Below are 13,113 nucleotides of genomic sequence, written 5' to 3' on the forward strand. Positions count from 1 at the left end.
GAGCGGCGCCGTGGCGGGCCGGCGGGGGCCGGGACCACGAACGGGCCGGCCACCGTGAGGTGACCGGCCCGTCCGGGGACCGAGCCCGCGTGCGGGCTCAGACGGGGTGGCTCAGAAGCCGCCGCCGAAGTCCTCGCCACCGCCCGGAGCGGCCGGCGCGGCCTTCTCCGGCTTGTCGGCGACGACGGCCTCCGTGGTGAGGAACAGCGCCGCGATGGACGACGCGTTCTGCAGCGCGGAGCGCGTGACCTTGACCGGGTCGTTGACGCCCGCGGCCAGCAGGTCCTCGTACTCGTTGGTCGCGGCGTTCAGGCCGTGGCCGGTCGGCAGGTTGCGCACCTTCTCCGCGACGACGCCGCCCTCGAGACCGGCGTTGACCGCGATCTGCTTGAGCGGGGCCTCGATCGCGAGACGCACGATCTGCGCACCGGTCGCCTCGTCGCCCGTGAGCTCGAGGCCCTCGAACGCCGTCTTGCCGGCCTGGATGAGCGCGACGCCACCACCGGCGACGATGCCCTCCTCGACGGCTGCCTTCGCGTTGCGCACGGCGTCCTCGATGCGGTGCTTGCGCTCCTTGAGCTCGACCTCGGTGGCCGCGCCCGCCTTGATGACGGCCACGCCGCCGGCGAGCTTGGCGAGGCGCTCCTGCAGCTTCTCGCGGTCGTAGTCCGAGTCCGAGTTCTCGATCTCGGCGCGGATCTGGTTCACGCGACCCGCGATCTGCGAGGCCTCGCCCGCACCCTCGACGATCGTGGTCTCGTCCTTGGTGACGACGACCTTGCGGGCCGTGCCGAGCACCTCGAGGCCGACCGTGTCGAGCTTGAGGCCGACGGTCTCCGAGACGACCTGGCCGCCCGTGAGGATCGCCATGTCCTGCAGCATCGCCTTGCGGCGGTCGCCGAAGCCGGGGGCCTTGACGGCGACCGACTTGAACAGGCCGCGGATCTTGTTGACGACGAGCGTGGCCAGGGCCTCGCCCTCGACGTCCTCGGCGACGATGAACAGCGGCTTGCCGGCCTGGATGACCTTCTCCAGCAGCGGCAGCAGGTCCTTGACGTTCGAGATCTTGCCCTCGACGAGCAGGACGTACGCGTCCTCGAGGACGGCCTCCTGACGCTCGGGGTCGGTCACGAAGTACGCCGACAGGAAGCCCTTGTCGAAGCGCATGCCCTCGGTGAGCTCGAGCTCGAGGCCGAGCGCGTTGCTCTCCTCGACGGTGATGACGCCCTCCTTGCCCACCTTGTCGAGGGCCTCGGCGATGAGCTCGCCGATCGCGGTGTCACCGGCCGAGATGGCGGCCGTGGCGGCGATCTCCTCCTTGGACTCCACCTCCTTGGCCTGCGCGAGCAGCTGGGCCGTGACGGCCTCGACGGCCTTCTCGATGCCCTTCTTCAGCGCGATCGGGTTGGCGCCGGCCGCGACGTTGCGCAGGCCCTCGCGCACGAGCGCCTGGGCGAGCACGGTCGCGGTGGTGGTGCCGTCACCGGCGACGTCGTCGGTCTTCTTGGCGACCTCCTTGACGAGCTCCGCACCGATCTTCTCGTACGGGTCCTCGAGGTCGATCTCCTTGGCGATGGAGACGCCGTCGTTGGTGATCGTGGGGGCGCCCCACTTCTTGTCCAGGACGACGTTGCGGCCCTTCGGGCCCAGGGTGACCTTGACGGTGTCGGCGAGGACGTTGAGACCCCGCTCGATGCCGCGGCGGGCCTCCTCGTTGAAGGCAATGATCTTGGCCATGGGGCTGTGATCCTTCACTCGGTTCGTGGGTGGGCCGGCGGGTGCCCGCGACGGACGGACGGACGCGCGCGGTCATGTCCCGCGACGCACCCGACCTCACTCGGACGGCCAGGGTGGTTCTGTCACTCTCCACCGGAGAGTGCTAAGTCAATGGTTAGCACTCGACCCCCGAGAGTGCAAGACGGTTCGCTCTCGGCAGGACCCGCGCGGGCACCGTCCCCGGGCACGGTCGACGAGCACCGACGTCTAGCACCGTCGTCGGCACCGGGACGCACGACGAGGGCACGACGTGCCGAGATGGCCGTCGTGCCCTCGTCGTGAGGATCTCGGTCGCCGCCCGGGGTAGCCCGAGACCGGCGTGCCGTGTCAGAGCGGGCGGACCTGCTCCGCCTGCGGACCCTTGGCTCCCTGGCCGAGCTCGAACTCGACCTCCTGCCCCTCCTCGAGGGAGCGGTAGCCATCCACCTGGATCGCGCTGAAGTGGACGAAGAGGTCAGCGCCACCGCTCACGGGGGTGATGAAGCCGTACCCCTTCTCGGCGTTGAACCACTTCACGGTGCCCTGGGCCATGCGCAACTCCTCCACGACGGTACGGGGCAGGCGCTCCGGCGGCGCTCTGCTGCGGCGAGCCTAGTGGCGCGCCCACCGCCGCGACCAGGGTTCGCGGGCGGCTCGTCGCACGGGCTGACCCGGTCGAGTGATCAGGCCTTCGGGTCCGTGACCAGCACGACCGTGATGCCGTCGCCAGCGTCGGACTCCGAGAGCGTGACCGCGTCCACGCCGATCGCGTCCGCCACGGCCTGCGCGGTGGCCTGCTGGTCGGAGCTCGAGTAGTACACGGTGGACTCGGACGGCTTGGCGCCGGAGAAGTTCTCCGCGACGACCTTCGAGAAGCCGGCCGCGGTGACTTCGGCCGCGGTGCGCGCCGCGAGGCCCTTGACGCCGGCGGCGTTCTGGATCACGACGGGCGTCGCGAAGTCGACCTCGGGCGTCGCGTCGCCGGTCGACTCGTCGGACGTCGGCCCCTGCGACGGGCTCTCCGGCGGCTCGCTCGTGGCGGGCGGCGTCGCGTCGTCGGTCGCCTTCGTCGTCTCCGTCTGCGTCACGTCCGGCTCGGGCGAGCTCGAGTCGTCGGTCGAGCGGTCGCGGCTCGCCCACGTCACGAGCGCGTAGGCGAGCGCGGGGACGACGACGAGCACGACGAGGAACGGCCACCAGCGGCTCCACGCCGAGCGCGGTGCGCGGTGGACGCCGCGGGGGACGTCGGGTCCACGGGGGGCGTCGAACTCGTCGTCGGCGTAGGGGTAGTCGGCCTTGCTCACGGCCGCAAGGCTAACGGTTCGATCTGGGGGAACGTGCCAGCCGGCTCGTGACCCGCCGCGCGTCCCGGCCGAAGGCGGCCAGCGTCAGTCGTGCGAGCCGAGGCGGCGTGCGGTGCGCGCGCGCTGGCGCGAGGAGCGCATACGGCGCAGCCGCTTGACCAGCATGGGGTCCTGCGCGAGGGCCGCAGGGTCGTCGATCAGCGCGTTGAGCACCTGGTAGTACCGCGTGGCCGACATGTCGAACAGCTCGCGGACCGCCTGCTCCTTGGCGCCCGCGTACTTCCACCACTGACGCTCGAACGCGAGGATCTGCTCGTCGCGCTCGGAGAGGGTCCCGGCGTGGCCCTGGTCGAGTGCCGGGGCCGACGAGGGGTCGACGTGGTGCATCGGCTCGAGCGCGACCGCGGCGTCCATGCGTCCTCCTTCGTCGTCGGCGGACCTCACCGACGGCCCCATGCTAGGACGCGAACAACACGCGTGTCATTCCCACCGCCGGGCGATCCGCGTGTCCGCCGCGACACGCCGAGGCACCCCGGGCGGGCGGCCGACGACTCCTCGTCGCCGGTCCGATGAGTACGGTTCAGCGCGTGACCGCAGCCCCCTTGGACCAGCTCGTCGCGCCCGACTGGGCGGCCGCTTTGGCCCCCGTCGAGCCGCAGATCCGCGCCGCGGGCGAGTTCCTGCGCGCCGAGGTCGCGGCAGGCCGCAGCTACCTGCCCGCAGGGCCGGACGTGCTGCGTGCGTTCCGGCGGCCGCTCGCGGACGTGCGCGTGCTCGTCGTCGGCCAGGACCCGTACCCGACACCCGGGCACGCGATGGGGCTCTCGTTCTCCGTGCAGGCCGACGTCCGACCGTTGCCCCGGTCGCTCGACAACATCTTCCGCGAGCTCGTCGACGACACGGGGCTGCCGCGCCCCTCGTCGGGCGACCTCAGCCCGTGGGCCGACCAGGGGGTGATGCTGCTCAACAGGGTGCTCACCGTCGCGCCCGGTGCGCCCGCGTCGCACCGCCGCCGCGGGTGGGAGGCCGTCACGGACAGGGCGATCGAGGCGCTCGTCGAGCGGGGCGGTCCCCTGGTCGCGGTGCTGTGGGGACGGGACGCGCAGTCGCTGCGGCCCGCGCTCGCCGGGGTCCCCACGGTCGAGTCCGTGCACCCGTCGCCGCTGTCCGCGAGCCGCGGCTTCTTCGGGTCGCGGCCGTTCTCGCGGGTCGACGAGCTGCTCGTCGCGCAGGGCGCGAAGCCGGTCGACTGGCGGCTCCCGTAGCGGACGTCACGCCGCGTCCACCCGCCTCCCGTGCGGTGCGCACCGGCCGACGAGTGCATGATGTCGCGGTGAGCACGACGCCCGACGCCCCCCGCTGGTCCCGCTACGTCGCCATCGGCGACTCGTTCACGGAGGGGCTGTGGGACAGCCCGGACGGGTCGGCCGGGCCGACGAGCCCCGACGGCGAGCTGCGCGGGTGGGCCGACCAGCTGGCCGGGTCGATCTCGCGTCGGCGCGTCGCCGCGGGCGAGGCCCCGCTCGAGTACGCGAACCTCGCGATCCGGGGCCGCCGGCTGCGGCCGATCCTCGGCGAGCAGGTGCCCGCGGCGATCGCGATGCAGCCGGACCTCGTCTCGCTCGTCGGCGGCGGGAACGACATCCTGCGCCCGAGCGCCGACGTCGACCGCCTCGCACGCAACCTCGAGGCGGCCGTCGTGCGGCTGCGGTCGGCAGGTATCGACGTGCTGCTCGGCACCGGGTTCGACACCGCGCAGTCGCCCTTGGTGCGCGCGACCCGCTCGCGCGTCGCGGTGTACAACACGCAGATCTGGTCGATCGCACGCCGCACCGGTGCGCACGTCGTCGACCTGTGGGGGATGCGCTCGCTCGCGGACTGGCGCATGTGGGCCGAGGACCGCATCCACCTCACGACCGAGGGGCACACGCGCGTCGCGCAGGCGGCTCTCGTCGGCCTCGGGCTGGAGCCGGATTCCCCGGACTGGGACGACCCGCTCGAGCCGCTCCCGCCGACCCCGCGCCTGCAGCGCGCCCGCGAGGACGCCGCGTGGTTCCGCACGCACGTGTACCCCTGGGCGACGCGGCGGCTGCGCGGCCGCTCGTCGGGCGACGAGCGCACCCCGCGCCGCCCGGAGCCCACGCCCGTCGTCTGACCGCCCGCGCGCCCCCGGACATCCGGGTCACCCTGCCGCGTCGCGTACCCGTCGCGCGCGCCTGTCGTGCCGGGCTGAGACCGGCCGTCAGGGAGTCACGCACAGCGGCGACGAGCCGCGCGCGTACGACACCTTGATGTAGAGGTCGTAGCTGGTGCCCCAGTTGCTCATCATCTTGCCGACGATGACGGGCAGGTCGGCGCACCGCGACACGACGCCGCCGCCGTTGGCCCCGAAGTTGAGAGAGTCGATCCCGGCGTTCGCCCAGGACCAGAACGCCGGCGCGTTGCTCGTGGGGACGGTCACCGAGAACCACACGTACTCGCCCGACTGGATCTCCCGCGAGAGCTGGATGTGCGGGTAGAAGTAGGCATACCGGTCGTACTCGTTGCCCCACTGCGGCTGGGGCGCCGTGGCGACACAGGTGGTGCCCGCCACCTTGATCCCGGCCGCGTTGCGGATCTCGCACTCGTTCGTCACCGTGGGGGCCCACGAACCGCTCGTGACGGTGCCGGTCGCCACGACGGGATCGTTCCATGCCGCGCTCGTCACGCCGGGGTGCAGCGCCACGGAGACACCCACGAGAGCGAGCAGCACGACGACCGTCGCGGCGACGGCACGTCTGGCGCTCACCGGTCCACCTCTCGCGTTCTGGTCGGGATCTGGTCGGGTTCTGGTCGTAGCGACCTGGCGTCGCACGTTACGCGCCGAACCTGGACGCACGCCCAGGAAGGCTCAGTAGGCGACGGGCGACACCGTGGACAGCACCCACGACCGCGACCGGTTCGCCGCCGTGCAGTCGTACACGCGGGCACGGGTCCCGGAGGTGAGCGACGAGCTCGGCACGTCGAGGCACCGATCCTTGCCACCCGTGGTCTGCAGCGCGCTGACCACCCGGACCGTGCCGTCGCCGTTGTCCACGAGGCGCCACGTCTGGTTGGCCTGGCTCGTCCCGCACGACCAGATCTGCATCTGCACGTCGTTGGCCTGGCTCGACGCGTTGATGTCGAGGCACCGCGGCGTCGGGTTGTCCGTCGCGTTCCACTGGCCCACCGACTGGTAGACCTTCACGGTGCCGTTCGGGTTGAACGTCCACACCTGCGCGGGCGTCTTGTTGCAGTCGTAGACCTGCACGCCCGTGCCGTCGTCGTTCAGCCGGCTCACCACGTCGAGGCACAGGCTGGTGCCGTTGAGCTTGACCTGCCCGTACCAGACCCAGGTGCCCAGCGAGATCTCGCCTCGGAACCACGCCGGGTTGACCCACGTGCTGCCGGTCATCGACGCGTCCCAGCGCGCGAGGAACGTACCGGTGCGGTTCCAGCAGGTCGGCAGCAGGCCGCTCGGCACGGCCACCGTGGCGGTCGCCGTCGCCGCCGCTCCCGCCGCGAGGGACGTGCTGGACGCGGCTGACACCGTCGTCGTGATCGCGCAGCTGCCCGTCAGGCCGCCGGACGTCGACATCGAGGTCGTCGGTGCCGAGACCGCCACCGGGCTCGCGGCCGAGTTCTTCAGACCGAGCTGGATCGTCTGCGACGCACCAGGTTGCAGGCCCGTGAGCGAGGTCCCGCTCGCGAGGTCCACCGCGGTCCCGGCATCGCTCGTGTCGGCTGCGACGTACGCCGCCGTCCCACGCCGGCCGTCCAGCACGGGTCCGGTCGCGCTCACGACCTGTCCGGAGGCGTACGCGGGGTCCTGCCACGCGGCGGAGGTCGGCGAGACCTGGCGCAGGGCGCCCGAGGCGACGAGGGCGCAGACCGCCAGCGCCGCCGCGAGGGCACGACGACGTGCCGGGGTGTGCCCCCGGTGCGCGTCGACCCGTCGCGTCACGGCCGGTCTCAGGCGGTCGCGCCGACGACCTGGACCGTGAGCGACGGCGACTTGTTGGCGCAGGTCGCCTGCGGCGCGTCGCTCTTGAGCGTCACGGTCACGGTCGCGCTGGTCGTCGACCCCGCGGCGAGCGGCGAGGCGCCGAACGCGCTGTACGCGACGCTGAAGCAGCTCGCGTCCACGAGGAAGGTCGGGTTGCCGGATGACCACGTGAGGTTGAGGGGCGTGTTCCCGGCGTTCTGGAGCTCGATCGTCTTCACCTGCGTGCCGCCCGGCACCATCGGAGTGCTGGCGAACCCGAGCGCCACCGCGGTCCCCGCGGTGTCGGCGGTGCTCCATGTGGTGCTGCCGGACATGCGGCCGCGCAGGTCGACCGTCGCGCTCTTCACGTCGCCCGTGAAGTAGGCCGGGTCGGTCCACGCGGCCGAGGTCGCGGCCGCACCGATGCCGACGAGCGCGAGCCCGCCGAGTGCGAGCTGGAGGGCTGTACGGCGACGCCGGCGACGGCTGCGCACGTCGCGGGTCTTCGGTTCCTGGTTCATGCGAGTGGCTCCTGGCCCGTCTCGTCGTCGTGGTCGCGGCGCCTGGCCACGAGGATCAGCAGCAGCCCGAGCACCCCGAGCGCGACCGCACCGGCCGCGAGGGGCAGCACCGTGCTGCCTGTGCTCGCGAGCGACCCGGAGGTCCGCTCGACGAGCGTGATGCGACCCTCGAGCGAGCTGACCTCGCCGGGTCGGATGTCGTCGGCCGTGACGCCGACGGTCAGCGTGTAGTCCCCCGCCGCGAGCTCGTCGCCCTCGCGCACCGTCATCAGGTCCACGCACGAGCCCGACGAGCCGCACAGCGCCGCGCGCCACGCGACACCGCTCCCGGGCGACGCGTCGACGACCGCCGCCTCCACGCGCGCGTCCTGCTCGAGCCGGTACGGCTGGCTCGAGGACCGGACGTCTCCCGGCAGGAGGTTGGTGAAGGAGAACCGCAGCGGCACCTCGTCGGCCGACGCACCGCTGGCACCCGCGAGCACGCCCAGCACGGCGAGCGCGGCCGCGAGGGCCAGGCTCACCGCGGCGGTGGCGCGCATCGGGTGCGTCATACGGGCACGTGCTCCTTGAGTGGGGGTCCGGCGGGTGCCGAGCCCGCGTCGTCGTGCGGCTCGTCGTCCTGCTCGTCGTCCTCGTCCCGCGACGACGGCAGCATGGTCAGGCCGACGAGCGCGAGCAGCGTGATCCCCAGCGGGATCACGACCGAGGGCCGGGAGACGTCGGCGATCAGGAACCCGGCACCCGAGAGCTGGTACCGCGGGGTCCAGACCGTGTCGCCGACCTCGTACGCCCCGCCGTCCTGCGCGTCGTTGGCGTCGCCCTTCATGTGGATCTCCCACGTGGCGTCGCCGGTCTGCTCGATCGCGACGATCCGGTGGGACACGAGGTTGCGCGTGATCGGGTTGTAGATCGACGCGACGTCGCCGACCTCGAGCTCGCCCGTGGGCGTCGGTACGTCGACCAGCAGGTCACCCGTCATGATCTTGGGCTCCATCGAGCCGGAGATCACGACGAGCGGCTTGATCCAGCCGGCCCTCGACGCGCCCCACACGAGCACGGACAGGACGCCGACGACGGCCAGCAGCCACAGGACGACGTTCCCGAACGTACGCAGCACTCGGATCATGACGGGCCTCCCGCCCTGGTGGGGGACCGACGAGCCGTCGGTCCCCCACCGGTGGGTCAGCTGTTGGTCGCGGTGCCCTGGTACTGGACGACGATGTTGGTCGTCGCGCCCTGCGCGGCGTCGACCCAGTCGGGGTCCGTCGTGACGGTCAGCTTCAGCGCGGTCTGCGCGTTCTTCGCGAGCGAGCCCGGGACCGTGTCGAGCACGACCTTGGCCTTCGTCGTCGAGAGCGTCGTCTTGTCGAAGTACGTCGTGTTCGACAGCGTGTACTGGACGTTCTGGAGGTTCAGCTTGGTGCTGCCCGCGTTGAGCAGGTGCAGGTAGACCGTGCGCGTCTCGTTCGGGAGCAGGTCGGCGAACGTGCTACCCGGGATCGTGAGGGAACCCTGCGTGTCGGCGAGCGACCAGGAGGCGTCCGTCGCGACGATGTCATCCGCGCTCGCCGAGACGGCGCCCTTGAGCTCGATCGACGCGGCGGTCGCGGAACCCGTGAACCATGCGTCGTCCGTCCACGCGGCGGACGTCGCCGCGGCGCCGATGCCCAGCAGGGCCGCGCCGACGAGCGAGAACTTGATGACGGCGCCGCGCTTGCGCTTCTTGCGGTCGGCAGCCGGGCGGGTGGTGGCGTCGATGGCCATCTGAGTCTCCGAACGAGTCGTGGGTGAGCCCCCGAGCCGTTCGTCGAGAACCCCGTCGCACGAACTGGTCAAGTGACCAGGACAAGCGACCAGTTCGGGACGTTAGGCGGCTGCCACGGTGGTCGTCAGGAGGGGGGTGGGGTGTCAGCACCCACGTGCGTCTGATACGTCGGATTGTTTCACCCGGCAACAAAGGCCCAGATCAGACAAGCAAGGCGAACGCTACTGCGTGACGTGGGCCACGTCTGCAGCCGTTCGGGTGACATCACAGTGCCTGCACAGCGAACGTCAGCGCGCGGTCTCCATCGCCGGGAGGGGGACGCGGAGCTCGAGGCGGACGTCGGCGGGGTCACCCGGTCCGAGCTCCAGGGTCCCGTCCGCGAGCGCCACCCGTTCACGCAGCCGGGCGATGCCCGAGTCGTCACGTGGTCCGGCACCCAGCTCGAGCGGGACGTCGTTCTCCACCCCGACGACGAGACGCCCGTCCTCGACGCCGACGGTGACCGCGACGGTCGTCGCCGGTCCGTGCTTGAGCGCGTTGGTGATGCCCTCCTCCACGACCCTGACCGCGAGCAGGCGGGTGCCCACGGTGATGCGGTTGCTCGCGGGGTCGTCGAGCTCACGCACGTCGTCCGTGACGACGAGCCGGGTCGCGATCGTCGACGGCAGCCTGCCCAGGAGCGCCCGCACGGCCGGGACGAGGCCGAGCTCGAGCCGCTCGGGGTAGAGCAGCCGGCTCATCTGGCGCACGTCGAGCTCGCGGACGTCGTCGAGCTCCGCACGCATCCACCGCAGCGTCGCGACGTCCTGCTCGCGCAGGTCGAGCGGCTGGTCGAGCACCTCGTCGAGCCGCGCGACGACCACGACGAGCTTGTTCTGCAGCGTGCCGTGCAAGCCCTCGGCGACCTCGCGCCGGACGCGGATCTCCTCCTGCTCCAGCATGTGCAGCGTCGACTCCACGTGCACGGCGCGCCGCTCCGAGGACCGGATCGCCCCGCGAGCCACGCGCCGCGAGTACAGCGACCACAGGGCGATCGCGACCGAGATCCCGGCGACGATGAACCCGCCGAGCAGCTCGGCGTCCCGGGTGTCGGTGTCACCGGCCGCCGCGATGCCGAAGGCAACCTGTGCACACCAGCGCAGCACGGCGCTCACCAGCGCGGCCGCCGCGGCCCCGCCGATCATCGGCCACGCCGTGCGGTACCGGTACACGCGCAGCGCCCACAGGGTCCCCACCAGCGCGACGACCGCGACCGCGTTGGCGGCGAGCCGCCACCAGATCGGGACGGCCCCCAGCGAGGGCAGGACGCGCGAGTACACGTACACGGCCTGGAGCGAGGCCCCGACGCCGTACCCGGCGCTCACGATCGCCGCGCCGCGCAGCAGCACGAGCCTGTCGTTGCGGACGTCGGCGGCTCGCCGCGCCGCCACCAGTGCGGTGTCCGGCATCGTCGCCTCCAGGCTGCCCGCGGCGCGCGTTCGGTCGGCGCACCCGGCGCCGAGGATACTTGCCGCGTGACCACCACTGCCGCCGGTCCCCTGCGCGTCGCCGTCGTCGAGGACCAACCCCTGTTCCGGTCGATGCTCGAGCGGACGTTCTCCGGCACGGACGGCCTCCACGTCGTCGCCGCGGTCGGGACGACGACCGAGGCGATGCGCGTGATCCGCCCCGGTGCGGTCGACGTGGCCGTCCTCGACATCGACCTCCCCGACGGCAACGGCATCGCGCTCGGCGTGACGCTGCGCCGCAGCCACCCGACCCTCGGCATCCTGCTGCTGTCCGCGCACGACGCGATGGACCTGCTGCTCGACCTCCCGCGGGACGTCGCCGCGGGGTGGGGATACCTGTCGAAGACGTCGTCGACGAGCGAGGAGGCCCTCGTCTCGGCGGTCCGCGCGGCCGCCGTGGGCGAGACGGTGCTCGACCCGGCGCTGCTCGCCAAGGTCCGCCCGCGCGCGGGGTCGGACGTCGCGCGGCTCACCGACCGCCAGTACGAGGTGCTGCGCCTGCTCTCGTCGGGGCTGTCGAACGCGGGCATCGGCGAGCGGCTCGGGATCACCGAGAAGTCGGTGCAGAACCACGTCAACGCGATGTACGCGACGCTCGGCATCGACGCCGACCCGCAGCGCAACCCGCGTGTGACCGCCGCGCTGCGGCTGCTCGAGCAGACCGGCCCGGCCGTCTGACCGGCCCGCACTGTTCCCGGACGAACCACCCTTTCCTCATCTTCCCGTCATCTTCACCCGGTCGACTGCTCCGGGCGATCGACGTCGCCCGCACACCCCCGGGAAAGGGATCGAGATGAGGACACGAGCAGGTCGTCCGCTCGCAGCAGCCGTCGTCGCCGGAGCGCTCGTCATGGGCGCCACGACCAGCTGGGCGCTGAGCACGCAGCTCACCGGCCACGGCGACGCGCGCCGCCTGGACGGAGACCAGACCGCCGCGGTGAAGGCGCAGATCAAGGGCGGCGCCGCGAAGAACGTCATCCTGCTGATCGGCGACGGCATGGGTGACTCCGAGATCACCGTCGCGCGCGACTACGCGGTGGGCGCCGCGGGCCGGTTCGCGGGCATCGACGCCCTGCCGCTCACGGGCCAGTACACGACGTACGCGCTCGACAAGAAGGACGGGCTCCCCGACTACGTGACCGACTCCGCCGCGTCGGGCTCGGGCTGGTCCACGGGCACCAAGACCTACAACGGCGCCATCTCGGTGGACGTCAACGGCGCCCCGCAGCGCACCCTGCTCGAGATCGCGCGCGCCAACGGTCTGCGCACCGGCAACGTCACGACGGCGGAGATCCAGGACGCGACGCCCGCCGTCGAGATCGCGCACGTGCCGGACCGCAGCTGCTACGCGCCCTCGTCGACCCTGGCGAAATGCCCCGCGAGCGCTCTGCAGAACGGCGGCCTCGGCTCGATCAGCGAGCAGCTGCTCGACGCGCGAGCCGACGTCACGCTGGGCGGTGGCGCGACCTCGTTCGCGGAGAAGGCGGCCGCCGGCCAGTGGGCGGGCAAGACCCTCCTGCAGCAGGCGAGCGACCGCGGGTACCAGGTCGTCACCGACGCGGCCGGGCTCGCCGGCGTGACGGCCGCGAACCAGTCGTCGCCCGTGCTCGGGCTGTTCGCGCCCGGCAACCTGCCCGTGCGCTGGACCGGCCCGCTCGCGACGCACACCGGCGGCACGGAGGCTCCCGTGACCTGCACGGACAACCCCGCGTACGTCCCGACCACGCCGGCGCTCGACGCGATGACGGCCAAGGCGATCAAGCTCCTGGACCGCTCGTCGGGCAAGGGCTTCTTCCTGCAGGTCGAGGGCGCGAGCATCGACAAGCAGGACCACGCTGCCGACCCGTGCGGCCAGATCGGTGAGACCGTCGGGCTCGACGAGGCCGTGCAGGTGGCCCTCGACTTCGCGAAGAAGGACGGCCGCACGCTCGTCGTGCTGACGGCGGACCACGGCCACTCGAGCCAGATCATCTACCCCGGCACCACGACGCCCGGCCTGACGCGCACGCTGCTGACGGCCGACGACAAGCCGATCACGGTCGCCTACGGCACGGCCGACACCGGCGGCTCGCAGGACCACACCGGTACGCAGGTGCGCATCGCGGCGTACGGCCCGCGCGCGGCCAACGTCGTCGGCCTGACGGACCAGACCGACCTGTTCTTCACCACCCGCGACGCGCCGCGCCGCCGCCCCGGCGCCCCCCCCCCCCGGGCGGGGGCGGCCCGCAACGGCCACGTGATGCGCCGCGCGGTCCCG

General features: G+C 72.4%; 15 protein-coding genes. 4 read left to right on the plus strand and 11 right to left on the minus strand.

Translation table 11 applies throughout. From position 1 onward, the window contains the following. Positions 1 to 111: 111 nt before the first annotated feature. The 4 genes from groL to AW16_RS0116105 all read right to left on the minus strand — a co-directional run bounded on the left by groL (position 112) and on the right by AW16_RS0116105 (position 3,446). A complete protein-coding gene (groL, locus tag AW16_RS0116090; protein ID WP_029292054.1) occupies positions 112 to 1,737 on the minus strand; it encodes a chaperonin GroEL in 1,626 nt (541 codons plus the stop codon). A 366-nt stretch (positions 1,738 to 2,103) separates the two neighbouring features. After that, positions 2,104 to 2,307: a cold-shock protein gene (locus AW16_RS0116095; protein ID WP_029292055.1), complete on the minus strand. Its 204-nt coding sequence runs from the start codon at positions 2,305 to 2,307 to the stop codon at positions 2,104 to 2,106. A gap of 131 nt (positions 2,308 to 2,438) precedes the next feature. After that, positions 2,439 to 3,059, minus strand: coding sequence for a LytR C-terminal domain-containing protein (locus AW16_RS0116100; RefSeq protein WP_051682024.1), 621 nt, complete (start codon positions 3,057 to 3,059; stop codon positions 2,439 to 2,441). Between the two features lie 84 nt (positions 3,060 to 3,143). Beyond that, on the minus strand, positions 3,144 to 3,446 hold the full coding sequence (locus tag AW16_RS0116105) for a DUF3263 domain-containing protein (RefSeq protein ID WP_029292057.1): 303 nt from the start codon (positions 3,444 to 3,446) through the stop codon (positions 3,144 to 3,146). 182 nt (positions 3,447 to 3,628) lie between these two features. Between AW16_RS0116105 and AW16_RS0116110 the strand changes: the two genes are divergently transcribed. Together AW16_RS0116110 and AW16_RS0116115 are read left to right on the plus strand one after the other, a co-directional pair. Then, positions 3,629 to 4,324, plus strand: coding sequence for a uracil-DNA glycosylase (locus tag AW16_RS0116110; RefSeq protein WP_029292058.1), 696 nt, complete (start codon positions 3,629 to 3,631; stop codon positions 4,322 to 4,324). Positions 4,325 to 4,392: 68 nt separating this feature from the next. After that, entirely contained in the window at positions 4,393 to 5,214 is an 822-nt protein-coding gene (locus tag AW16_RS0116115; RefSeq protein ID WP_081861746.1) for an SGNH/GDSL hydrolase family protein, read from the plus strand. An 87-nt stretch (positions 5,215 to 5,301) separates the two neighbouring features. Here the strand turns inward: AW16_RS0116115 and AW16_RS0116120 are convergent, their stop codons facing one another. The 7 genes from AW16_RS0116120 to AW16_RS0116150 form a co-directional block, all read right to left on the minus strand. After that, positions 5,302 to 5,847, minus strand: coding sequence for a SipW-dependent-type signal peptide-containing protein (locus AW16_RS0116120; RefSeq protein ID WP_029292060.1), 546 nt, complete (start codon positions 5,845 to 5,847; stop codon positions 5,302 to 5,304). A gap of 102 nt (positions 5,848 to 5,949) precedes the next feature. Next, complete coding sequence (locus tag AW16_RS0116125; RefSeq protein ID WP_029292061.1) at positions 5,950 to 7,041, minus strand: RICIN domain-containing protein; 1,092 nt, start codon at positions 7,039 to 7,041, stop codon at positions 5,950 to 5,952. An 8-nt stretch (positions 7,042 to 7,049) separates the two neighbouring features. Beyond that, positions 7,050 to 7,583, minus strand: a complete 534-nt coding sequence (locus tag AW16_RS17890) for a hypothetical protein (RefSeq protein ID WP_051682025.1) — start codon at positions 7,581 to 7,583, stop codon at positions 7,050 to 7,052. Further along, positions 7,580 to 8,134: a hypothetical protein gene (locus AW16_RS0116135; protein ID WP_029292063.1), complete on the minus strand. Its 555-nt coding sequence runs from the start codon at positions 8,132 to 8,134 to the stop codon at positions 7,580 to 7,582. Before AW16_RS0116135 ends, AW16_RS17890 begins: the two co-directional genes overlap by 4 nt. Continuing rightward, positions 8,131 to 8,709 (minus strand): signal peptidase I, encoded by a 579-nt coding sequence (locus AW16_RS0116140; RefSeq protein ID WP_029292064.1) that lies wholly within the window; start codon positions 8,707 to 8,709, stop codon positions 8,131 to 8,133. Before AW16_RS0116140 ends, AW16_RS0116135 begins: the two co-directional genes overlap by 4 nt. Positions 8,710 to 8,765: 56 nt before the next feature. Further along, complete coding sequence (locus AW16_RS0116145) at positions 8,766 to 9,347, minus strand: hypothetical protein (protein ID WP_029292066.1); 582 nt, start codon at positions 9,345 to 9,347, stop codon at positions 8,766 to 8,768. A 288-nt stretch (positions 9,348 to 9,635) separates the two neighbouring features. Beyond that, a complete protein-coding gene (locus AW16_RS0116150; RefSeq protein ID WP_029292068.1) occupies positions 9,636 to 10,796 on the minus strand; it encodes a sensor histidine kinase in 1,161 nt (386 codons plus the stop codon). A gap of 66 nt (positions 10,797 to 10,862) precedes the next feature. Between AW16_RS0116150 and AW16_RS0116155 the strand changes: the two genes are divergently transcribed. Together AW16_RS0116155 and phoA are read left to right on the plus strand one after the other, a co-directional pair. After that, positions 10,863 to 11,534 carry a response regulator transcription factor gene (locus AW16_RS0116155; protein ID WP_029292070.1) on the plus strand — a complete coding sequence of 224 codons (672 nt, stop codon included), beginning with the start codon at positions 10,863 to 10,865 and terminating at the stop codon, positions 11,532 to 11,534. 115 nt (positions 11,535 to 11,649) lie between these two features. Next, the coding region (gene phoA, locus AW16_RS0116160; protein ID WP_051682026.1) for an alkaline phosphatase at positions 11,650 to 13,113 on the plus strand (1,464 nt) is incomplete at its 3' end.

It is taken from the genome of Cellulomonas sp. HZM (assembly GCF_000708885.1).
GTDB lineage: Bacteria > Actinomycetota > Actinomycetes > Actinomycetales > Cellulomonadaceae > Cellulomonas.

What these genes read in the sequence shown, in the direction of transcription:
- groL (WP_029292054.1), bottom strand. Translation starts at nt 1,737, where the DNA reads ATGGCCAAGATCATTGCCTTCAACGAGGAGGCCCGCCGCGGCATCGAG.
- AW16_RS0116095 (WP_029292055.1), bottom strand. Translation starts at nt 2,307, where the DNA reads ATGGCCCAGGGCACCGTGAAGTGGTTCAACGCCGAGAAGGGGTACGGC.
- AW16_RS0116105 (WP_029292057.1), bottom strand. Translation starts at nt 3,446, where the DNA reads ATGCACCACGTCGACCCCTCGTCGGCCCCGGCACTCGACCAGGGCCAC.
- AW16_RS0116110 (WP_029292058.1), top strand. Translation starts at nt 3,629, where the DNA reads ATGAGTACGGTTCAGCGCGTGACCGCAGCCCCCTTGGACCAGCTCGTC.
- AW16_RS17890 (WP_051682025.1), bottom strand. Translation starts at nt 7,583, where the DNA reads ATGAACCAGGAACCGAAGACCCGCGACGTGCGCAGCCGTCGCCGGCGT.
- AW16_RS0116135 (WP_029292063.1), bottom strand. Translation starts at nt 8,134, where the DNA reads ATGACGCACCCGATGCGCGCCACCGCCGCGGTGAGCCTGGCCCTCGCG.
- AW16_RS0116140 (WP_029292064.1), bottom strand. Translation starts at nt 8,709, where the DNA reads ATGATCCGAGTGCTGCGTACGTTCGGGAACGTCGTCCTGTGGCTGCTG.
- AW16_RS0116145 (WP_029292066.1), bottom strand. Translation starts at nt 9,347, where the DNA reads ATGGCCATCGACGCCACCACCCGCCCGGCTGCCGACCGCAAGAAGCGC.
- AW16_RS0116150 (WP_029292068.1), bottom strand. Translation starts at nt 10,796, where the DNA reads ATGCCGGACACCGCACTGGTGGCGGCGCGGCGAGCCGCCGACGTCCGC.